The organism is Exiguobacterium sp. s130 (assembly GCF_018619055.1).
GTDB lineage: Bacteria > Bacillota > Bacilli > Exiguobacteriales > Exiguobacteriaceae > Exiguobacterium_A.
Window position 1 is genome coordinate 354,139 of sequence record NZ_JACSNI010000002.1, and the last position, 21,158, is coordinate 375,296.

General features: G+C 46.2%; 21 protein-coding genes and 1 tRNA gene. 2 read left to right on the forward strand and 20 right to left on the reverse strand.

The window, feature by feature from the left end:
• Window positions 1–9 precede the first annotated feature (9 nt).
• Together HZS85_RS05780 and mnhG are read left to right on the forward strand one after the other, a co-directional pair.
• Window positions 10–246, forward strand: a complete 237-nt coding sequence (locus HZS85_RS05780; protein WP_369792030.1) for a Na(+)/H(+) antiporter subunit F1 — start codon at window positions 10–12, stop codon at window positions 244–246.
• Entirely contained in the window at window positions 230–604 is a 375-nt protein-coding gene (gene mnhG / locus HZS85_RS05785) for a monovalent cation/H(+) antiporter subunit G (RefSeq protein ID WP_214854257.1), read from the forward strand. The genes HZS85_RS05780 and mnhG overlap by 17 nt, the downstream gene beginning before the upstream one ends.
• A 54-nt stretch (window positions 605–658) precedes the next feature.
• Here mnhG and HZS85_RS05790 read toward each other — a convergent pair whose 3' ends face one another.
• The 20 genes from HZS85_RS05790 to HZS85_RS05885 all read right to left on the reverse strand — a co-directional run bounded on the left by HZS85_RS05790 (window position 659) and on the right by HZS85_RS05885 (window position 21,102).
• Window positions 659–1,102 carry an Rrf2 family transcriptional regulator gene (locus HZS85_RS05790; RefSeq protein WP_050678277.1) on the reverse strand — a complete coding sequence of 148 codons (444 nt, stop codon included), beginning with the start codon at window positions 1,100–1,102 and terminating at the stop codon, window positions 659–661.
• 216 nt (window positions 1,103–1,318) lie between these two features.
• Entirely contained in the window at window positions 1,319–2,191 is an 873-nt protein-coding gene (locus HZS85_RS05795; RefSeq protein ID WP_251137882.1) for a glycerophosphodiester phosphodiesterase, read from the reverse strand.
• Between the two features lie 176 nt (window positions 2,192–2,367).
• On the reverse strand, window positions 2,368–3,624 hold the full coding sequence (gene odhB, locus HZS85_RS05800; protein ID WP_214854260.1) for a 2-oxoglutarate dehydrogenase complex dihydrolipoyllysine-residue succinyltransferase: 1,257 nt from the start codon (window positions 3,622–3,624) through the stop codon (window positions 2,368–2,370).
• A 35-nt stretch (window positions 3,625–3,659) separates the two neighbouring features.
• Window positions 3,660–6,500 carry a 2-oxoglutarate dehydrogenase E1 component gene (locus HZS85_RS05805; protein ID WP_214854262.1) on the reverse strand — a complete coding sequence of 947 codons (2,841 nt, stop codon included), beginning with the start codon at window positions 6,498–6,500 and terminating at the stop codon, window positions 3,660–3,662.
• Window positions 6,501–6,812: 312 nt separating this feature from the next.
• Window positions 6,813–7,541 (reverse strand): amino acid ABC transporter ATP-binding protein, encoded by a 729-nt coding sequence (locus tag HZS85_RS05810; protein WP_251137853.1) that lies wholly within the window; start codon window positions 7,539–7,541, stop codon window positions 6,813–6,815.
• The gene (locus tag HZS85_RS05815; RefSeq protein ID WP_214854265.1) at window positions 7,538–8,182 is read right to left on the reverse strand and encodes an amino acid ABC transporter permease; all 645 of its coding nucleotides are present in this window, start codon (window positions 8,180–8,182) and stop codon (window positions 7,538–7,540) included. The genes HZS85_RS05810 and HZS85_RS05815 overlap by 4 nt, the downstream gene beginning before the upstream one ends.
• A gap of 31 nt (window positions 8,183–8,213) precedes the next feature.
• A complete protein-coding gene (locus tag HZS85_RS05820; RefSeq protein WP_035407400.1) occupies window positions 8,214–8,981 on the reverse strand; it encodes a transporter substrate-binding domain-containing protein in 768 nt (255 codons plus the stop codon).
• Between the two features lie 202 nt (window positions 8,982–9,183).
• Window positions 9,184–9,267, reverse strand: a tRNA-Leu gene (locus HZS85_RS05825).
• Window positions 9,268–9,309: 42 nt separating this feature from the next.
• Window positions 9,310–10,242, reverse strand: coding sequence for an alpha/beta hydrolase (locus tag HZS85_RS05830; RefSeq protein WP_214854268.1), 933 nt, complete (start codon window positions 10,240–10,242; stop codon window positions 9,310–9,312).
• A gap of 21 nt (window positions 10,243–10,263) precedes the next feature.
• On the reverse strand, window positions 10,264–10,605 hold the full coding sequence (locus HZS85_RS05835; RefSeq protein ID WP_214854271.1) for a hypothetical protein: 342 nt from the start codon (window positions 10,603–10,605) through the stop codon (window positions 10,264–10,266).
• Between the two features lie 15 nt (window positions 10,606–10,620).
• Window positions 10,621–11,631, reverse strand: a complete 1,011-nt coding sequence (locus HZS85_RS05840; protein ID WP_214854274.1) for a S66 family peptidase — start codon at window positions 11,629–11,631, stop codon at window positions 10,621–10,623.
• Window positions 11,632–11,818: 187 nt separating this feature from the next.
• Window positions 11,819–12,181 carry a DUF779 domain-containing protein gene (locus HZS85_RS05845; RefSeq protein WP_214854277.1) on the reverse strand — a complete coding sequence of 121 codons (363 nt, stop codon included), beginning with the start codon at window positions 12,179–12,181 and terminating at the stop codon, window positions 11,819–11,821.
• A gap of 22 nt (window positions 12,182–12,203) precedes the next feature.
• Window positions 12,204–13,724, reverse strand: coding sequence for an aldehyde dehydrogenase (adh, locus tag HZS85_RS05850; RefSeq protein WP_214854280.1), 1,521 nt, complete (start codon window positions 13,722–13,724; stop codon window positions 12,204–12,206).
• 195 nt (window positions 13,725–13,919) lie between these two features.
• On the reverse strand, window positions 13,920–14,444 hold the full coding sequence (locus HZS85_RS05855; RefSeq protein ID WP_214854282.1) for a TraR/DksA C4-type zinc finger protein: 525 nt from the start codon (window positions 14,442–14,444) through the stop codon (window positions 13,920–13,922).
• Window positions 14,445–14,512: 68 nt separating this feature from the next.
• Window positions 14,513–15,310, reverse strand: coding sequence for a hypothetical protein (locus HZS85_RS05860; RefSeq protein WP_214854284.1), 798 nt, complete (start codon window positions 15,308–15,310; stop codon window positions 14,513–14,515).
• A gap of 246 nt (window positions 15,311–15,556) precedes the next feature.
• Window positions 15,557–16,699 (reverse strand): mannitol-1-phosphate 5-dehydrogenase, encoded by a 1,143-nt coding sequence (locus HZS85_RS05865; protein WP_214854286.1) that lies wholly within the window; start codon window positions 16,697–16,699, stop codon window positions 15,557–15,559.
• A 2-nt stretch (window positions 16,700–16,701) separates the two neighbouring features.
• A complete protein-coding gene (locus tag HZS85_RS05870) occupies window positions 16,702–17,139 on the reverse strand; it encodes a PTS mannitol transporter subunit IIA (protein ID WP_200934376.1) in 438 nt (145 codons plus the stop codon).
• A gap of 40 nt (window positions 17,140–17,179) precedes the next feature.
• A complete protein-coding gene (locus HZS85_RS05875) occupies window positions 17,180–18,610 on the reverse strand; it encodes a PTS mannitol transporter subunit IIBC (RefSeq protein ID WP_214854288.1) in 1,431 nt (476 codons plus the stop codon).
• 241 nt (window positions 18,611–18,851) lie between these two features.
• Entirely contained in the window at window positions 18,852–20,816 is a 1,965-nt protein-coding gene (locus HZS85_RS05880) for a BglG family transcription antiterminator (protein ID WP_214854290.1), read from the reverse strand.
• On the reverse strand, window positions 20,809–21,102 hold the full coding sequence (locus HZS85_RS05885) for a PTS sugar transporter subunit IIB (RefSeq protein WP_214854292.1): 294 nt from the start codon (window positions 21,100–21,102) through the stop codon (window positions 20,809–20,811). The genes HZS85_RS05880 and HZS85_RS05885 overlap by 8 nt, the downstream gene beginning before the upstream one ends.
• Between the last annotated feature and the right edge of the window lie 56 nt (window positions 21,103–21,158).

Below are 21,158 nucleotides of genomic sequence, written 5' to 3' on the forward strand. Positions count from 1 at the left end.
TTTCTCTCGATGCTTGGTCTGTTCTACCGGGTCATCAAAGGACCAAGTGTTGCGGATCGTGTCATCGCGCTTGATTCAATTGGTATCAGCTTGATTTCAATCGTTGGACTTGTCTCGATCATCTTACGGACGAGCGACTACCTCGAAGTCATCCTGTTGATTGGTATACTCGCCTTCATCGGTACAGTTGCCTTTTCAAAATATATCGAGAAAGGAGAGATCATCGAACGTGATCGCAACCAATGAATGGATCGTCGCGGTCTTCGCCTTGCTCGGTATGGGATTTAGTCTCGTCACCGCGCTTGGTCTGATCCGCTTACCGGATGTCTATACGCGTGCTCACGCTGCATCTAAAAGCGCGACATTAGGTGTCATGTCGATTTTAATCGGCGTCATCATCTATTTCGTCACTGAAGATGGATTCTTCTCCTCTCGTGTCGTTCTCGGCATCCTGTTCGTGCTCATCACAGCACCGATTGGTGGACATTTAATTGCGCGTGCTGCTTACTATAGCGACGTGCCATTATGGAAATCGTCTGTCCGTGACGACTTGTCTAAGAATAAAGAACATGTAGAACCGAAGAAATGCCAAGATGACATGTGAGTATATCGACATGACAAAACCCTCGCTTCCGCTTACGGAAACGAGGGTTTTTGATTAGGAACGCTGTAAGGGTGAAGCAGCAAATAAGAGCGCCAACTCATCACGATTATCTAACAATTCTTCTAATGTATGCTGTTCCAGTTCCCGGATAAAAGCTCGAAGCGCTCGTCCGAGCACACCTTTTAGACGGCATCCTGGTTCGATGACACAATGACCGTTGCTTCCAAAACACTCGACGATATCCATCGGTTCCATTTCCCGAACGACTTTCCCGATGTTGATGTCTTTTGGATCACGAATCAAACGGAGTCCGCCTGACCGACCTCTTGTTGATTCGACATAGCCAAGTTTCGCTAATTGTTGTGTCACCTTCATTAAATGGTTGGATGAGATGCCATAATGATTTGCAATCTGCGGCATTGGTGTGATGACATCCCGGTGCACCCCGAGATACATCAACACACGTAGTCCATAATCCGTATACTGTGTAATTCTCACGATCCTCACTCCATTCCTTCCCAAAACTGCACTGTTATCGTACCATGAAATACGAAACTGACTACATTGTTTTGTCTCATGATTCGAAATTCTGATAAACCTCTATTAGGTTTACGTATGGAATGAAATATTGGATTTAAAATACGAGTTTTAAAAACAAAAAACTATTTCTTCTTTCCTGTTCGAAAGAAGAAATAGTCCTGTATCGTCCTTACTTTATTTTTTGTATAGTCCTTTCACGACATCATTAAAACGGTCGGCATAGTTCGTGAAGACTCCTGTGACACCATAGTCGAGCATACGAACCATATCCGCTTTTTCATTCACAGTATACGGGTGAAGTAACAAATCATGAGTCCGAATCGCTGAGATGTTTTCACGTGTCAATGCTTTGTAGGAAGGACCAACACCGACTGCATACTGACGGATTGCGGTTAATCGATCATCCGTCAAAGCCTTGACTTCATTTGCTTCCATCAACTGAACCAGTGGAACGTTCGGGTCGATGGCTCTGACTTTTTGAAGACTCGCTTCACTAAACGACTGAATCAAGACTTGTCCTGGTTTGACCTTGTTACTCGACAATCCGTTCTGCTTTAGTACGTCGAGCAATTTCTGTTCCATTCCGGGATACACTTCCGGTGATTTCGTCTCGATATAGTAATTCGCATGCTTCCCATACTTACTCAAGACTTCTTGAAGCGTCGGTACTTTCAAACCGACATATGACTTTTTCGCAAGCGTCGGGTTCGCTTCATTAAACCAGCTACCAGCATCAAGTTTCTTGATTTCAGCAAGCGTTTTATCTTTGACGGCACCTGTTCCGTTCGTCGTCCGATCGACGGTTTCGTCATGCATCGCAATCAAATGACCGTCTTTCGTCATCTGTAAATCAATTTCGATGTAATCTGCTTTAAATTTCTTATGTCCCATTTCGTAAGCTGGCATCGTATGCTCCGGCGCATAACCTGAAGCTCCACGATGAGCAACGTTAATGATTCGATTTGAATCGAGTAACGATTTGCCTTTTGATTGTGCACCGACATCTTCTGTCGGAAGTCCTGTACTTAATGCAACTCCCGCTACCATCGTCAATCCGATTTGTTTCAGCATCATCTATTCCCCCTTGAAATATTCTTACAACACTTATCTTAAATTGTTTGTATGAAGCTGATATAGAGAAGCTGTAAACGTCGTTTCGTGATTTGATGACAAAGTGATATCAACAAAAAAAAGACCCGCATCTAAAACGGGTCTTTTAATGATTACGCTTCGAAAATCAATGACTCTGGATCTTCAAGAAGATCTTTAATGTGTTTCAGGAACGTAACAGCTTCTTTTCCATCAACGATTCGGTGATCGTAAGAGAGTGCAACATACATCATCGGACGATTTTCCATGCGTTCTGCATCAATGGCAATAGGGCGCAGGTTGATTGCGTGCATGCCGAGAATCGCGACTTGTGGACCGTTTAAGATCGGCGTCGACATGAGTGAACCGAACGTACCACCATTCGTAATCGTGAACGTACCACCCGTTAAGTCAGATAGACCAAGTTTATTATCACGCGCTTTGACCGCTAATTGAATGATGTCCTTTTCAATTTCAGCGAAGTTCTTTTTGTCCGCATCACGAACGACTGGAACAACGAGACCGTCTGGTGCTGAGACGGCAATGCCGATATCATAGAATTTCTTCAGGACGATTTCATCGCCTTGAATCTCAGCATTCAGGTATGGCATCTTTTTGAGTGCTGCGACTGCTGCTTTCGTAAAGAATGACATGAAACCGAGTTTAACTTCGTTTTCCTTCACGAATTTCTCTTGACGACGTTTACGCAGGGCCATGACCGCTGACATATCGATTTCGTTGAACGTCGTCAACATCGCTGCCGTTTGTTGGACTTCAACAAGGCGATTCGCAATCGTCTTCCGACGACGTGACATCTTGATCCGCTCTTCCGGTTTCCCAGGAGCGGCTGCAGGTGCTGGTGCCGGTGTAGCAGGCTTCGTAGGAGCAGGTTTTGCTTGCTCACGTGGTGCTACTTCAAACGTCGCGACGTCTTGCACGCGAATCCGACCGAGCGGATCTTGCGTTGCCACTTGTGCTAAATCAATTCCTTTTTCACGAGCCAGTTTACGGGCAGCAGGTGAAGCAATCGGACGATCCGCAACAGATGTACTTTCAGTCGCTGCTGCAGCCACCGGTTGTTCCGCTTTTTCTTCTGCTTTTGGTGTCTCTTTTGGAGTTTCTTGTACTGTTTCTGCCGCAGCCGGTTTTGGAGCCTCGCCACCAGCAGAGATGACAGCAATCGTTTCCCCGACGCGGACTGTATCTCCTTCAGCAGCCATCACCTCCGTCAACGTACCAGCTTCATCTGACGGCACTTCGATGTTGACCTTATCTGTCTCGAGCTCAACGATGGCTTCCCCTTTTTCCACGTGATCACCTGGTTGTTTTAACCAAGACGCCACCGTTCCTTCTGTAATTGATTCGGCAAGTTCTGGTACTTTGATTTCCATCGTATTCTCCCCCTATGACTCGTTTCTATCTTACGTTATGATGTGTGATTCGATACGTGTGATGGTGCTGTTGGTGTAGAAGCTGTTGGTGTGAGTGCATCATTGATGATACGTGCCTGCTCTACTTTATGACCTGCCGGGTCACCTTCTGCTGTACTTGAACGGCGACGACGACCAATGTAACGAACATTTTGAATTCCGTTCGGTGCGACTGTTTCAAGCCGTGGTTCCATAAAGGACCACGCCCCCATGTTTTTCGGTTCTTCTTGCACCCAGACCATCTCTTCGACGGATTCATAGCGCGCAATGACTTCTTGTAAGGCTTTCGCTGGGAACGGATACAGTTCCTCAACCCGGACGATTTGTAACCAGTCGAGATTCTCGTCTGATTTCGAGACCGCTTCCGCTAGATCAATTGCCATCTTACCAGAACAGAACACAAGACGTTTGACACGATCTGGTGCTTCGCCAAGTCCCGCTTGTTCAATGACACGACGGAAATTACCCTCCGTCAATTCAGAGACGTCAGATGTCGCAAGCGGATGACGCAAGAGACTCTTCGGCGTCATGACGACGAGCGGTCGGACTTCCTCTTTTCCGAGAATCGCTGCTTGTCGGCGCAATAAGTGGAAGTACTGGGCAGCACTCGATACGTTCGCGACTGTCCAGTTTTTCTCACCCGATAACGTCAAGAAGCGTTCTAAACGACCACTCGAGTGTTCTGGTCCTTGCCCTTCATAACCATGCGGAAGCAACATGACGAGACCTGATGTTTGTCCCCATTTCGCTCGGCTCGCAGAAATAAACTGGTCAAAGATGACTTGACCTGAGTTTGCGAAGTCTCCGTATTGCGCTTCCCATAAGACAAGCGTTTCTGGTGCAAAGACATTATAGCCGTATTCAAAACCAAGAACACCCGCCTCAGAGAGTGGACTGTTATAGACCGAGAATGATGCAGTTGCCGTTGATAAGGCATGGAGTGGCGAGAAGCCTTCTCCTGTTTTCACATCATGAAGATTAATGTTCCGTTGTGCGAACGTTCCTCGTTCAGAATCTTGACCGCTCAAGCGGATTGGTGTTCCATCTGAGAGAATCGAAGCAAACGCCAATGTTTCGGCATGTCCCCAGTCAATACCGTTCTTTGTCGAGAACGCATCCGTCCGGCGCTTCAGGACCTTCTCAAGTTTATGGAACACTTGGAAGCCATCCGGCCACTGTAACAATTCTTCGTTGTACGCCGTCAATGTTTCAATCGAGACCCCTGTCTCAATCGTCGGAACGCCTTTAAAGACGACGTCCGGCATGACCCCACCATACTCTTTCTCCGCGTTCGGTACTTTTTCACGAGCCGCTTTCATTTGATCATTGATCGACGTTTCAATCGATTGAATTTCGTCAGCTGTCGCATCCCCGTTCGCGACAAGCGTTTTCCCGTACAAGACACGAATTGGATCATGTTTATGAATCAAATCGTATAAGACCGGGTTCGTATTCATCGGTTCATCCATTTCGTTATGTCCAAAACGACGATATCCGATTAAATCAATCATGACGTCTTTCTTGAATGTTGCCCGGTACTCGCTCGCGAGCAAAGCGACTGCGAGACAGCTTTCCGGCTCATCCGCGTTGACGTGGAAGACTGGGATCTCGTATCCTTTGGCAAGATCACTCGAGTAACGCGTCGAACGGGAGTCCGTCGGCTCCGTCGTGAAGCCGATCGTGTTGTTCGCGATGATATGAATCGTTCCGCCGGTGTTATATCCTTTGAGATTCGCTAAATTCAAAGTTTCAGCAACGATTCCTTGACCTGGGAACGCTGCATCCCCATGAATGAGGATCGCAGCTGCTGCTGCTTGCTCTTGACGTGGTGCCCCTTTTTGGGTTCGGTCATCTTGTGCCGCACGTGTGAAGCCTTCGACGACTGGGTCGACGAACTCAAGGTGCGACGGATTGTTCGCAAGCGTCATCCGCACGTTACGTGTCTCTTGCTCGAGTTTTCGGTTTAAACCGAGGTGATACTTCACGTCGCCCGTCCAACCGTACGTGATCCCGATCGATCCTTCAGATGGTACGAGGTCGTGGTTCGGTGCATGCTGGAACTCAGCAAAGATCATTTCATATGGCTTCCCAAGTACGTGCGCCAAAACGTTCAACCGTCCACGGTGTGCCATTCCGATATTGATCGTCTCCGACCCATTCGAGATGAGGTGTCCGACGATCGTGTCGAGCAATGGCACCATCGCGTCAAGTCCTTCAATCGAGAAGCGTTTTTGACCGACATATGTTTTGTGCAAGTATTTTTCGAAAAGGTCCGTTTCAGCTAAGCGTTTGAACAATTGTTTCTTTTGTTCAGCGTCTAGCGTCGCCGTCAAAGCACCTTGCTCGATTTTCTGTCGGAGCCATTTCTTTTCATCGAGATCGTCGACATGCTGGAACTCAACTGCGGCTGCTCCCGTGTACTGCGCTTTTAAATGTTCGATGCCTTCAAACGCGTCCTGTACACCAGTTGGTGGTTCAGGACAGACGAGTGAGACTGGCATTTTTCGAAGATCTGCCTCTGTCAATCCGTACTGACTCAATTCGAATAATCCTGTTTCTCGCGGATGGTCCTTCAGCGGATAGATATCCGCCGCAAGATGTCCTTTTGCACGAATTTGTTCCGCTAAACGATTCGCCGCAAGATATTTTTCGAAATCTCCTGTCTCGACTTGCATCGGTACGACTGCTTCCGTCACGGGTGCACCATGCTCTTCGAAATAAGCACGTGTCTCCTCATCAACGGATGTCTTGTCTTCTAAAAAACGCTCGTACAATTCAATGATGTAGCCAAGGTTTGGTCCATAGAATGCTTGTTGATCTTGCTCGTGGCCTGCCATGTACGGTTCCCCCCGTTTCTATATTTCTCCCCACACATCCAGTGGATACTCGATGTGTTTCCAGCCCCCTACCTGTTAGCGCTTTCAAAAGGAATTGCATGAATAAAACGCTGAACGTCATGAGAAGGAATGATCGTGTCATTCTTCCATGAAAGTGCCTTCGTTACTATATTACTACTCTTTTCCTATGTGTGCATTTCGAATTCCCAAATTCTCACGCTTAAATGTATAAGTTTTTCTTATGAGCGCTTAGACAGTTATTTATGATTCGTCAAAAAACCGGCGTATCCGCATTTAGATACGCCGGTTCCATCATAAGACCTTACTAAGGAACGATTGCGTCCGTTCGTGTTGTGGAAAATCAAACAATACTTGTGGCACGTTCTCTTCGACGATATAGCCACCATCCATGAATAAGACGCGATCTCCGACCTCTCGAGCGAATCCCATCTCATGGGTCACGACGACCATCGTCATGCCTTCAAGGGCAAGTTGTTTCATGACGGCAAGCACGTCACCGACCATTTCCGGGTCAAGCGCTGACGTTGGCTCATCAAATAACATGATTTTCGGATTCATCGCGAGCGCGCGGGCAATCGCGACCCGCTGTTTTTGCCCCCCAGATAATTCACCTGGATAATTATCCGCTTTTTCCCGTAATCCGACTTTATCGAGTAGTTCAAGTGCCCGCTGTTTCGCCTGTTCTTTATCCGATTTACGCACTTTGATCGGTGCAAGCGTGACGTTTTCTAGCACGGTCTTATGCGGGAAGAGATTAAAATGTTGAAAGACCATCCCGACTTCTTCCCGGACCTTGTTGATATCGACCTTTGGACTCGTAATATCGAAATCATCGACGATGACCGTGCCACCTGTAATCTCTTCCAATCGATTCAAACAGCGTAAAAAAGTACTTTTCCCAGATCCCGACGGACCGATGACACAAACGACTTCTTTTTCGGCAATCGAGACGTTGATGTCTTTTAAGACTTCATTCGAACCGAATGATTTCTTTAGATTCTTTACTTCTATGATACTCATCGTAATGTAAACCTCCGTTCCAAGAACTTCGCCACGAATGACAAGAGATAAATGATGACGAAGTACATCAATCCGACGACAGACCAAACGATGAATGGCTCAAACGTCGTCGATTGCTGAACTTGACCTTGTTGCGTCAAATCAGCGATGCCGATGATCGATAACAACGATGTATCTTTTAAGCTGATGATTGATTGATTCGTAATCGTTGGTAACATCCGTCGGAATGCTTGCGGTAAAATGATTTGAACCATCGTTTGACGTCCTGTCATCCCGAGTGAACGTGCGGCTTCTGTTTGTCCCTTATCAATCGACTGGATACCTGCTCGAATAATTTCCGCGAAATAAGCACCAGCATTGATCGCGACCGTCAGTATCCCTGCATACATCCGGTCCATCGATAACCACTCAAGCGAGTTGAGTCCAAAGTAGATGAAGAAAAGCTGAACGATGAACGGTGTACCACGAATGACATCGATATAGATGATCGCGATCGCGTTCAAAATCTTTAACGGTGACAACCGCATCAATGCGACGACTAAGCCAATCAGAAAGCCGATGATGACCGCAATGATGAAAATATACAATGTGACTTGAAGCCCTTCCAAGAAAAATGGAAATGCGGTTTTGACCACTTCCATTGGCTATCCCACTCCCTTATCGCCTTGCGACTTATTTCAGATACGTGTCAACGATTTTATCGTATTCACCGTTTTCTTTCAGATTCGCAAGTCCTTTGTTGATTTTCTTCAGCAGATCCTTATTCTCACCTTTTAAGACAGCGATCCCGTAGTTATCACCGTTGAGACGGTCTCCGACAAGTTTTAATCCAAGGTTTTGTTGTTTGTTTGCATATGAGATGACCGGATAATCTTCAATCAAGGCAGCTGCGTTACCGTTCTTTACTTCTTGGAACATCGCTGGACTGTCATTGAATTGTGTAACAGTGAAGCCAAGTTTATCCGCGTTATCCGTTGCATATTTTGCACCCGTCGTTCCCTTTTTGACGGCTACTTTTTTCCCTTTAAGATCGTTAACGGATTTAATACCATTCTCATCTTTTTTGACGACTAAAATAAGACCAGCTTTGAAATATGGGTCTGAGAATGTGACGACTTTTTTCCGTTCTGGTGTAATACTCATACCGGCAATGGCAACGTCCAATTGATTTGCTTGAAGTGCTGGAATGATACCGCTGAAATCCATTGCTTCAAATTTAATCTTGAAGTTTTGATCCTTAGCGATTGCTTTCATAAGATCAATGTCGATTCCTTTGTACGTGTCCCCGTCTTTGTACTCAAATGGTGGATACGTGACGTCGATACCAACTTTATACGTCTTTCCTTCTGAAGACCCTTCATCCTTCGAACCGATACTACATGCACCAAGTACGAGAATACAGCTCATCAAGAGCGCTAGCAAAATACTTCCTTTTTTCATGTTTGTTTCCCCTCTCCTATGTGTTAAAGATTGTCGACTCCACTTAGTACTTTCCCTGAAGAGTACCCTCTTTAAAACGTATTTTACCAGAAAAGTTCTAAAAAGATAAACATTTCTGAATTTTTATTCGATGCAATCGTTTTCTATTCATTATCAAAAAAGGAGGCAACCCCTTGATGGGATTGCCTCCTTCAATCATTTATGCCGCCGAGAGGACTTGAACCTCCACGGTGTTGCCACCACTAGATTCTGAGTCTAGCGCGTCTACCAGTTCCGCCACGACGACGTTGATTTATGATATTAATATAGCGGGTAACGAACTGAGTTGTCAATCATTTCGCAAGATGTTCCGGACGAACTTCTCAACGACGTCATCATACAAAGCCGGATCCTCGAAATATGCCATCGCGTGTGCGGCATTCGGAATAACGACCAGTTCCTTTTCCGTTGGACAGGCTTCGTACAGCTCATACACCATATCTGTCGGTACGAACGTATCCGCACCACCATGAATGAAGAGAATCGGAACCTGTGACTTTTTGACCTGTTTCAGCGCTGATGCTTCACGGAACGTATAACCTGCCTTTAGCTTCGTTAATACGCTCGTCATCCCTAAAAACGGGAAGTGTGGTAGTCGATACATCCGCTTCATCTGATACGCAAGAACAGCATTGACGGACGTATAGGCACAATCAGAAATGATTCCTTTGATTTGTGGTGGAAGTTGTTCGCCACTCGTCATCAATACGGTCGCCCCTCCCATCGACACACCATGTAAGAACAGTTTCGCATCCTGTCCAATCCGTTCAATCAGATAGTTCGACCAACTGAGACAATCTTCCCGATCATGCCATCCGAATCCGATATAATGACCGTCACTCATTCCGTGTCCTCGATTATCGGGCATCATGACATGGAAACCGGCCTGATGGTACAGATAGGCGAATCCGGCTAAATCCGTTCCGACGCCTCCGTATCCATGCACGAGAATGACAATCCGATCTGACGGAACAGGAGACGGGAGGAAATGTCCGCGCAACGTTAAGCCGTCTTTCGCTTCAATCTCGATCCGCTCGAGCGGCTGCTCCTTGATCCATGTTTGTCCAGGTTGCATCAACCGGACCATCTCATCACTCAAATCCCGATTATTCGATAAGAACGGCTTCGGATTCGTGGCGATTGCCATCTCATAAAAATAATAACTCGCTGCTACTAATCCGGATCCGATGACTCCGATTCCAATTTTTGTTCTGCGACGCATCTGCCCCACTCCTTCTTTCCGTTATAGCTCGATCTTCAGTTGAGCAGCATGGTCATCCTCTTCATCCTGCAAGACTTGTTGACGTAATCGTTGTTCCTGTTGCTGACGCCGGTAGGCAAACTCTTGGACAAGCTCTGTACCCGTGAATCCATCTTCTACGAGTTCGCTCAATAAATCCGTTTCTATCTCGACGACTTCCCCCGGACGACGCATGACGAGAACATCTCCGACTTGTGCAATCAGCAATTCATCTTCTAGACGAAGTGCATCGTAAAACGGTTCCGGTAACGTCATTCGACGTGTCTCCGGGTTAATATGGACGCGTTTATAAACGCCTAATGCTTGAAACTTACGACGTGCCATTGCGTGCTCTCCTTTTTAGTTGAACGTAATATCGATTCGTGAATCTTTTCCTTGAATACGAACCACACCTGTCGCTCCATTGATTAACGTCAACTGCGGTGGCTGATGACCGATGTCAAGATCATATAAGACTGGTAAGCCTGTTTCATCCGCTAGATAGTGATACACGTCTAGCCATGTCAGATCTTCAGTAATCCTTGCAGATGTACGCCCGAATAAAAAGCCAGCCGCATGGTCGAACCATCTAGCATACGCCATTTGTCGAAGCGTCCGATGCACCTCTGCAGAACTCGCTTCAGATACCTCAAAGTACCAGAGAATCGGTTCTCCGTTGATCTCTTCACGCTGAAAACGACGCACATCTCCGTACGGTGTCCCTATCAGATGGCGAATCGTCTCCAGACAGCCACCAAGTAACCGTCCGGTCACTTCTGTTCGCTCATCAAGTGCTTTCCATTCCGTCGCTTCCGTTAACTGAAATAATGAACCTGCTGGACGTTCTTCATCAGTCCACTCGGATTGATAACGATCGGAAGCCCACTGTGTGACGGTTCCTCCAGTTGGCGTCGCGAGCACCCGTCGCCAGGCACTTGTCGTCTCATCCCACTCTTCACTTCGAAGCTCAACGAAATTCGGACCATGCGCTGTCGCAATTCCTGTCTGAAGCGTCAGACTGAGCAATAACGTACTGATATCGGAATAGCCAAGCAACCATTTTGTTTGGTAAGTAGCTGGCGTCAACTCGGGTAAAAGATCAATGGCGCGTTCCCCACCAAATGGCGGGATGACGGCATCAATCGTCTCATCCGTCATCATGTGATTCAATTCCTCAGCCCGTTGTTTGACCGGTGCACTTTCAGCAAGTTGATGCGACCAAATCGTTTCGCCCAAACGGACGTTTATTTGCCGTGCTTGTACCTGTTCAACTGCTCGTTCGACCCATTCCTGTTGCTGTTCACGTAATCCGGAGGAGGGCGCCGTCACTCCGATCGTTTGACCTGTCCAACCTAAAAATGGATATTTCATGGTGACCCCCTATAATGTCTTAGTGTGAAAAAATCTTCTCGTCAAAATATGAGTTCATTATACCGTTCTTATGCCGCATTACCAACTTTTATCCTGTTAGAACGCTGTAATACGAACAAAAACACGATTCTGTACAAGCGACCTGAATGAACAAGTCGCCTAGACAAAATCGCGTTTGTATCCTTCATTAACTTGATGCTGATAGTTCAGCGTTTTCCTCTTGCGTGAACGCACGGGAGCGTGTCAAAAAACGTTTCCCTTCGACACCCTCAAGAGAGAACATTCCGCCTCGACCATCCACGACATCAATGATGAGTTGGGTATGTTTCCAGTACTCATATTGATCTTCATGAATATAAAACGGACAACCACCGATCTCTCCTAGTTTTTTATCCTGATCTCCCAGGAATAAATCGCCTTGCGCAAAACACATCGGGGAACTGCCATCGCAACAACCACCAGATTGATGAAACATCAACGGACCGTGTTTTTCTCTCAACTGGTCGATCAACTCAAGACAAGCTGCTGTCGCCTGAACACGTTCCACCATTTGCATCCACGTCCTTTCCGACTTAGAAGAAACCGAGTTTATTCGGGTTGTAGCTAACGAGTAGGTTTTTCGTTCGTTGGTAATGGTTGAGCATCATCTTATGGTTCTCGCGTCCGATACCTGACATTTTGTAACCACCAAACGCCGCGTGAGCTGGATATTGGTGATAACAGTTCGTCCAGACGCGCCCTGCTTCGATCGCACGACCAAACCGATAAGCACGGTTCATGTCACGTGTCCAGACGCCGGCACCAAGACCATATAACGTATCATTCGCAATTTCGAGTGCTTCTTCTTCCGTCTTGAATGTCGTGACCGATAGAACCGGTCCGAAAATTTCTTCTTGGAAGATGCGCACCTTATTGTGGCCTTTGAAGATCGTTGGTTGGATGTAATATCCTTCTGCGAGATCTCCTTCGAGCATGTTGCGCTCTCCACCGATTAGACACTCTGCGCCTTCCGACTTACCGATTTCAAGATACGAAAGAATTTTCTCCATCTGTTCGTTCGAAGCTTGAGCACCCATCATGACGTCGACATCAAGAGGATTTCCGATTTTGATGGCTTTGACGCGCTCTAGAACACGTTCCATGAACGGTTCGTAAATCGATTCTTGAATCAAGGCACGCGACGGACACGTACAGACTTCCCCTTGGTTCAACGCGAACATCAATAATCCTTCGATTGCTTTATCGAAGAATGCATCGTCTGCCTGCATGATATCTTCAAAGAAGATGTTCGGTGATTTCCCACCGAGTTCGAGTGTGACCGGAATCAAGTTCTGCGAAGCGTACTGCATGATCAAACGTCCTGTCGTCGTCTCACCCGTAAAGGCGATTTTGGCGATTCGTTTGCTTGAAGCGAGCGGTTTCCCTGCCTCAAGACCAAATCCATTGACGATGTTGAGCACACCTGGTGGAAGTAAATCTTCGATGATCTCAACGAGTACCATGATGCTCGCTGGTGTTTGTTCTGCTGGTTTTAAGACAACACAGTTTCCTGCTGCGAGAGCTGGTGCTAATTTCCAGACAGCCATCAGGAGCGGGAAGTTCCACGGAATGATTTGACCGACGACGCCAAGTGGCTCATGGAAGTGATACGCAACCGTATCTTGATCGAGTTCGCCAACCGAACCTTCTTGGGCACGAATGACCCCAGCGAAATAACGGAAGTGGTCGATCGCGAGCGGTAAATCGGCGTTAAGTGTCTCACGAACGGCTTTTCCGTTCTCAAGTGTTTCCGCATAAGCGAGCATCTCGAGATTTTCTTCCATTCGATTGGCGATCTTATTTAAAATATTCGAACGTTCGGTTACAGATGTTTTTCCCCATGCTTCTTTTGCCGCATGTGCTGCGTCAAGAGCGAGTTCGATATCTTCCTTTGTAGAACGAGCGACTTGGCACAACACCTTACCAGTAACAGGTGTCACATTATCAAAATATTCTCCCCCGACAGGTGCCGTCCACTTTCCATTGATGTAATTTTCATACCGTTCCTTGTACTGTACTTTTGACCCTTGCTTGTTCGGAATGTCATAAATCATGCGTTATTTCCTCCCTCAACTAAAATGGTCAAGCAGTGAGACGGATGCTTGTATGCGCTTACATTTTAATATAGGCTAAAACAGTCCCCTCGATACCATCGTATCAAAATTATATGAAAAGTCAAAAAATTCAGGTAACTATTTGTGATTTTTTTCGAAAAAAAACATCTCCATTTTCGGGAGATGTTTTGTCGGTCAAGACCGTGTCGGATCGATTCCATCTTCTTGATCAGACGGTGTATCGGAACTACCAAAGTCACTTACTTTCGAGAATCCGTCCGTATCACCGTCGATGTCTTTCCCGCGAGCTGTGACAGATGGATCTAGTACATCTTCTTCGCTTGGTCGCGAATTCGGATCGTTCTCGTTTTGTTCTGCTTCTTCTTTTGCATGCTCAATGCATAATCGGGTTTCTGGAATGATATCAAGACGTTCGAATTCAATCTCTTTTCCACAGACTTCGCAAATGCCATACGTTCCGTCCTCGATTGCTTTTAAGGCGCGATCCACATCCGATAGCATATCCTCTTGCATATCCGTGATTGCTTGATCACGTTCCCGCAAGAACAATTCATCGCCGGAATCGGCAGGATGATTATCGTAACTCGACAGTTCACCTTCATCGTAATCGGTATCGCGTTGTTCGATGTTTGATGTCGTCTTTTCTTTTTCCTTCAATAACCGTTGCTTGAATTCTTCCGTCTGTTGTTTAGATAACATGATTGTTCGACTCCCCTTCGTTAGAACCTCTGTTAAGAATGTAGCCTATTCGAAGAAGAATTAAACCATCACGAACATTTATAAGACCGAATTGATCCATGAAGATCACAGATAACCGTCATGCATTCATTCCCATCGTTAAAACAAATCTGATGTGATCGTCCGTTCTTGGATGTCGTGATGTCATCAATCCACAGTTGCGAAGCATCTGCTGAAGACAGCATCGCGATTTTGTCGCGAATCATGAATAAATCAAACGGTAACAGATTCAAGGATTGAATCGTCAAACCATGTTTACGGAAGAGTGGATCAAGCTGATATTGCGAGAGACTGTACAAACACTTCTCGGCCCCACCAATCAACAACTGAATCGAATGGGAGGGTTCATGACTATCGATTCGCTCCTTGTGCAGGATAATTCGTCCTCGAACACCAGACTCATTGAAAATTCGTTGCGTATCCTCTTGTGAAAGGCGTGGTCCACCTTCCTTCACCTTTAAGACGATATGAGCGAATTCTGCGAAATCCGGTTTTCCGATTTCAAGCGCTGGGATATGACGAACTTCTTCACGTTCAATGATTTCAATCAAGTCACGCTCGACTTGGATGCTGACCGTATCTGTTGAAAAGACACGGACGTCGATCACGAATTGATCAAGTACCGCATTTACTTCGATCGTATACGTTAAATCTAGGTTTTTTTCTTGCTCAACCAACAATCGATTCAAGATGAGTTGATGCAATAAATGGACTGGTGTACGTGAAGAAAACTGACTCGAATAAATCAAATGTTTTGGTCCGGTTCCTTTTGTAGTTTTTGGTCGTGCTCCGTTTAATCTATATACATTCACTTTATAATTCAACATATGATCACCTTCTCTTACCTGAAAAATCGGAATAGAGATGTTCCGTTCATATAGCGTACAATGTATTTTATTCGCTAAATATTCGTTTTCGAATATTCCAAATTTAATATACAAATTGTAATCAAATTGTGATAGCAAGATTTTTAGAAACTGCTTATTTTGTCGATACCATGACATATTTAAATCGCAAACTAAGAACACCCTTCACAGATGTGAAAGGTGTTCGGCTTACAGAGTTATTCATTCTTAAGCAATCGAGTTGAGTTGTTGTTGCATCGCTTCATAATGTTCAACGATCCGAGATCCAAGTGGATCCGTTGCTGACAGTTGTAGATATGCGTTCAGCGCATCTTCGATTCCATGTTTCGTAATATACGCATTTAATTCTGAAGATTCTGAATCATTTGGATCGAAATAGGTCAGGGCTGCTGCGATCCCACGTGCTAATCCATCTGCTTCAATCCCACGCTCCATCAATTCCTTTGCTGGTTTGACAAGTCGGTCACTTGGACTCAATTTACGAATCGGTGAACGGGCGACACGAATGATTTCATCATGAATTCGCGGGTTTTCAAAGCGTTTCATATTCTTTTGGATGTACGCACTATGATCGACCGGATTAAAGCCGTACTTTTCAAGTAACAACCACCCTGTTTCGTAAAGTGCCGTCTGGACACCCCGACGGATGCGTGGATCTGTTAGACTTTCAGCGATCGTCTCTTTATGAAATAGTGCTCCGAGGTATGAAGCAATTGCATGTCCCGTGTTGACAGTGAACAGCTTCCGCTCGATGAACGGTTCGATATCCTCGACATAGGTGACGCCTTCGATCCGTGGATAGGCTTCCGGTAGTCCAGTCGTTTCGATCACCCATTCGAAGAATTCTTCCACTTCGACGTACAACGGATCTTCGTGATGCTGAAGTGGCACGATCCGATCAACTGCTGCATTCGGGAAATACCAATTCTCCGCTACCGGTTGATGTTTCGCCACCTCTGTTTGTAAGTGTTTTGACCCCCCAATCATGTTTTCACAGGCAATGACGTAGACAGGTGTCTGTTGATCCCGTTGACGTAACCCTTCCGCGATCAAAGGAGCTACTTTCGACAACAAACTCGGTCCGACAGCTGTCGTGATTACATCTGCTTCACGAATCGCTGCAACGACCTGATCTGGTTCAGATAAACTGTTAAGTGCCGTCACGCCGTCGACCCGTTCACGCCCTCCTCTTTCAGAGGCATAACCCACCTCATAGGTATGTCGTGTTTTTAATGCATCGACGACTGTCGTATTGACATCTACGAAGCATACTTCGTAACCCGTCTTGACGAGTTGTAAGCCAATGAATCCTCGTCCGATATTACCGGCACCAAAATGGATGGCTTTCATCATTACACCTCCGCTGTCAATAACGCGATGATTTCTTCTTTTGATGTCGCTGCTACGATGCGCTCTACGTTCTCCTCATCGGAGCAAATGACTGCGATATTCGATAACAACTCGAGGTGTTCATCACCGACGCCAGCAATGCCGATAACGAGTCGTGCTTGTTCCGTTCCGAACGCTACGCCTTGCGGTACTTGTAGAATCGATAGCCCCGTTTTCTTGACCTGTGATTTAGCCGACTCTGTTCCGTGTGGAATCGCGACATGGTTGCCAATGTAGACCGTTGATAAGGCATGACGTTCCTGCATTGAATCGATATACCCCGCTTCGACATATCCGTGATCGACGAGGAGTTGACCGGCAGCCGTGATGGCTGCCGTCTCGTCTGCGAATTGTTGATCAAGTAATACAAGTTCCGGTGAAAGGTTCATTGTCGTTGTCATGTTTATTCCTCCTTGAGTGTCTTTATCTTTATCTTTATCTTTAAGAAATCTTATTCCGTGCTGTTTCGATCTCGTGGACGAGTTGATCATAATATCCGGCATTCAGGAAGTTATCGACTGACCGGTGTTCTGCCGTTGGTACCTGTTCCTTTGCCCGCTCCGTCAAATCACGGTGTGTGATGATCAGTTCAGCGTTTGACGGAAGTTGGCTGATCGACGTATTCGTCACTTTGATGGGTAAGCCCGCCTTATTGATTTTATTGCGAAGAACGGATGCACCCATTGCACTCGATCCCATACCAGCGTCACAAGCGAAAATGATATGTTCGACTTCCGCAAGTGGTTTTGCATCAGCTGAAACGAGTGATGAGGCAATTGATTGTTTTCCTTTCATCGCACTGACATTCGCGCTTGCCTCTTCAAGCGACGTTTCTTTTGCCTTGCTAGTTTTTAGCAGGACAGTCGAGACAATAAATGTCACAGATGCTGAAACAAGTACACCTGCAATCAATCCGACGTAAGAACCGCGTGATGCCATTGCGAGGACCGCGATGATACTACCAGGTGAAGCGGGTGCGACTAATCCGACATCAAACAGGACGAAGGTGAGGATCCCACTCATGCCACCTGCAATCATCGCAAGCAACAAGACTGGCTTCATCAAGACGTATGGGAAATAGATTTCGTGAATTCCACCGATGAATTGGATAAATGCTGCACCGGGTGCTGTCTTCTTCGCTGCACCAGAACCGAAGAACGAGTATGCAAGTAACAATCCAAGACCTGGACCCGGGTTGGCTTCGAGTAAGAACAGAACTGATTTACCCGCCTCATTTACTTGGTCGAGACCAAGCGGGCTTAAAATACCGTGGTTGATCGCATTATTTAAGAACAAGATTTTTGCCGGTTCGATGAACAAACTCGCTAGTGGTAACAAATGTGCGCTGACGATCGCACCAACTCCTGCGGCCATGATGTCGTCAAGACCTGTCATGAGTGGTCCGAATACTTTGAATCCACCGAGCATCAACAAACCACCGATGATTCCGACTGAGAAGTTATTGACGAGCATCTCGAGACCTGGTTTGACTTTTCCTTCAATTAAGTGATCGAACTTTTTGATGACGTATCCACCAAGTGGTCCCATGATCATGGCACCGAGGAACATCGGAATCTCTGTTCCGACGATAACCCCCATCGTCGCAAGCGTCCCGACAACGCCTCCCCTGACGTCATGCATTAACTTCCCGCCCGTGTATCCAATCAGCAACGGTAAGAGATAGGTGATTGTCGGACCGACAAGTTCACCGAGTTCCTTATTCGGTGCCCATCCAGTCGGGATGAAGAGTGCCGTGATGATCCCCCAAGCGATGAATGCACCGATGTTCGGCATGACCATACCGCTTAAAAAGCTACCGAACCGTTGAACTTGTACACGGATACCCCGTGCTCCATTTTGAGCTGTCGCCATTGCGTTAGCCTCCATTTCGTGTATGAGTTGATAAGATGATTGCTTTGCTATGCCCTTATTGTAAGATCATTGCAAGCGCTTACTCAATCTTTCCTAGTTCAGTCTTTGTCCAAGAAGTTGGACAGACTGGAAAGAAGCCTGCCTGATCCAAGAAAAAATCCCTGCCACTTCAAAGTTCGAGTGACAGGGGTTTTTCAAGTATTGCCTAGGAATTGATCAATTACCGTTCGAAACGTTCGATTTAAAAGCAGACGAATTGCATGTTCCTCTCCGAACTCAAATTGATCCATTTGTTCGGGACTTTCAATGATTGCGGCACTAATCGAACTGAGTAATTCAAGCAGTTCGTTTGAGGTCTCTTCCGGTGCGACAAGGACAAGAAGCCTTTCGACGGATTGCAACTGTTGATCCATCCCGAGTAAGTCGATTGGTTCAGGCAATTCAAAATGAGAAATCCTCCTCTTTGAATTGTCGCATCACGTCCGTGGAATAAAGCAAGCCGTGTTCCTGGAATACCAAGACCCGACATCTCATGACGACGCAACAATTGCGCCGAGAGTGAAACAGCTGATTTTGCTAATCCTTGGTCGACTATTCGTGTGCTGATCTCAAATAATAACGATTCAATCCCATCGTCCACACGCTCCAACCGTTCCATTTGAAATCCGTTCGACACTTGAATCGACGATGCAACGAGCCGATGCAATTGCTCGAGATCGAGCCATTCTGTTTTCGTCTGCCGTGGTTCTGGTTGGAAGGATTTTGGTAAGGCAAGAATCAATTTTCGGATCCGTTCGACCTCATCCTGAGGGAGCAACGGGTTGACAAGAAGATGTGGTGGGCGGATGTCAGGCAACGGCACGGTCGATAAAACGAAGTCATACGATTCAATCGGTAACCGTTCAATGCCAAACAGTGACGAGTTATCGATATGTTCAAGTTCAGTAAATTCTTGCCGTAACCGATTCATCAATAACTTTGAAGAGCCGAGTCCAGCAGAGCAGACGACTAAAACGCGATATGGTAGTTTAGGTGTCGGTTTGCTGAGAACAGCCCCGAAATGCATGACCCAAAATGCTAAATCTACGTCTTCAAATGTCGCATCTGTGAAGATCGATAATGCTGCTTGTTTGACCGCATCGAACAGACGTGGATATTCCCGTTCAATTTGTTTGATGACATAGGACGGATTAACGCTATTTTGACGCGTATAGGATTGTATATGCGAAACGAGCCCCCGCTCCAAAGCATGATCTTTCGTAAAGTTCGTTCCATACAATAAGGAGACATGTTCAATCAATCGTTTCACACGGAGGCGCGTGACGAGTTCTTCCGTATCTCCTGCGTCCGATTGAAAGAAAGCACGCAATTCTTCTGATAACCATTGGCGTTCGGCAATCGACAATGTGTCAGGTAATCGCTCTTCGACGCGTTCCACCCATTTGAGGATTTCGACCGGATACGCTTTTAACTCGTAACGTATCGGAAACTGATCTTTTCGTAACGCTTGTAAAGCTAAGCTGAGTGTCGCACGCATGATTTGTCGGTCATTAAGACGCCCTTCTTTCGTCAACGGTGCAATGACTGCATACGCTTGATTGATCATCTCAAGCCATGATGTTCGGTTCATTTGTAACAGATGAGGTAATTGCCCAGCGTCGCCTTGCAACAACCGATAGAAAGCAAGAACATCCCATTGCGTAAAGATCAATGAAATCAGTAAACGGCGTTTGTTGATTTCTTCGCCGATGACTTCGGCACCAATACCTTTTTTGCGCTTGATTTCAAGGTCATATTGTAGAAACCACTCATCAATCCGCTCTAAATCCTGGCTAACCGTGCTCGGAGCCACATACATCGCATGGGCGATTGCCTGTAATTTGACCATCCCGTCTTCTTGCAGTAGCCGATACGCTAACTCGACTTGGCGATCTTCAGCGTTCGGTAATTGTTTATGTGACAACAAGAGTTGGTCCCGTAATGCATGTTTGGCTTCGTCCGTTCCCTCAATCAAGAGACCTCTGCCGCGAACATATGTCAAACGCAAATCATGATCTTCTAAAGACTGGGCAAGACGATCGCGTTCACGTTGAATCGTTCGTTCCGATGTCTCGAGCGTTTCCGCAATCTCTTGTATTTGAACAGGTTCCTCGCGTGATAAGAGGAAAAATAAGATATCATGTTCACGTGGTGTAAATTCAGTCATGCAGCCTCACTCTTTTCTGCCAAGATTCGAGGATGACGTCATATGCAGTCGGATCAAGAATCCGATCGACTGGATGAACCGAACAATGTGTTTTCCATACGTGTCGATGGACGAGTTGCGCTTCTCCGACGATAAAAGCTGCTTGATCAGGTAGTTCTGCGATCCGACATGTCTTGACGTCTGTCGTAATACCGCATTCAAGTAAGCGCTTTTTTAAAATCGTAGCCCCCATGATACTACTCGCCATTCCACTCTCGCATACGAAATAGATGATTTCTGAATTCATCTGTCATACCTCCTCTTCATTTTATAAGAATAGCAGAAATATTTTCGGTGTTTCAC

Bases quoted from the DNA above. Each gene is read 5' to 3' on its own strand.
- HZS85_RS05780 (WP_369792030.1), top strand. From the start codon at position 10: ATGCTTGGTCTGTTCTACCGGGTCATCAAAGGACCAAGTGTTGCGGAT.
- HZS85_RS05795 (WP_251137882.1), bottom strand. From the start codon at position 2,191: ATGGTAGCGGGAGTTGCATTAAGTACAGGACTTCCGACAGAAGATGTC.
- odhB (WP_214854260.1), bottom strand. From the start codon at position 3,624: ATGGAAATCAAAGTACCAGAACTTGCCGAATCAATTACAGAAGGAACG.
- HZS85_RS05805 (WP_214854262.1), bottom strand. From the start codon at position 6,500: ATGGCAGGCCACGAGCAAGATCAACAAGCATTCTATGGACCAAACCTT.
- HZS85_RS05810 (WP_251137853.1), bottom strand. From the start codon at position 7,541: ATGAGTATCATAGAAGTAAAGAATCTAAAGAAATCATTCGGTTCGAAT.
- HZS85_RS05815 (WP_214854265.1), bottom strand. From the start codon at position 8,182: ATGGAAGTGGTCAAAACCGCATTTCCATTTTTCTTGGAAGGGCTTCAA.
- HZS85_RS05820 (WP_035407400.1), bottom strand. From the start codon at position 8,981: ATGAAAAAAGGAAGTATTTTGCTAGCGCTCTTGATGAGCTGTATTCTC.
- HZS85_RS05830 (WP_214854268.1), bottom strand. From the start codon at position 10,242: ATGCGTCGCAGAACAAAAATTGGAATCGGAGTCATCGGATCCGGATTA.
- HZS85_RS05835 (WP_214854271.1), bottom strand. From the start codon at position 10,605: ATGGCACGTCGTAAGTTTCAAGCATTAGGCGTTTATAAACGCGTCCAT.
- HZS85_RS05840 (WP_214854274.1), bottom strand. From the start codon at position 11,631: ATGAAATATCCATTTTTAGGTTGGACAGGTCAAACGATCGGAGTGACG.
- HZS85_RS05845 (WP_214854277.1), bottom strand. From the start codon at position 12,181: ATGGTGGAACGTGTTCAGGCGACAGCAGCTTGTCTTGAGTTGATCGAC.
- adh (WP_214854280.1), bottom strand. From the start codon at position 13,724: ATGATTTATGACATTCCGAACAAGCAAGGGTCAAAAGTACAGTACAAG.
- HZS85_RS05855 (WP_214854282.1), bottom strand. From the start codon at position 14,444: ATGTTATCTAAACAACAGACGGAAGAATTCAAGCAACGGTTATTGAAG.
- HZS85_RS05860 (WP_214854284.1), bottom strand. From the start codon at position 15,310: ATGTTGAATTATAAAGTGAATGTATATAGATTAAACGGAGCACGACCA.
- HZS85_RS05865 (WP_214854286.1), bottom strand. From the start codon at position 16,699: ATGAAAGCCATCCATTTTGGTGCCGGTAATATCGGACGAGGATTCATT.
- HZS85_RS05870 (WP_200934376.1), bottom strand. From the start codon at position 17,139: ATGACAACGACAATGAACCTTTCACCGGAACTTGTATTACTTGATCAA.
- HZS85_RS05875 (WP_214854288.1), bottom strand. From the start codon at position 18,610: ATGGCGACAGCTCAAAATGGAGCACGGGGTATCCGTGTACAAGTTCAA.
- HZS85_RS05880 (WP_214854290.1), bottom strand. From the start codon at position 20,816: ATGACTGAATTTACACCACGTGAACATGATATCTTATTTTTCCTCTTA.
- HZS85_RS05885 (WP_214854292.1), bottom strand. From the start codon at position 21,102: ATGAATTCAGAAATCATCTATTTCGTATGCGAGAGTGGAATGGCGAGT.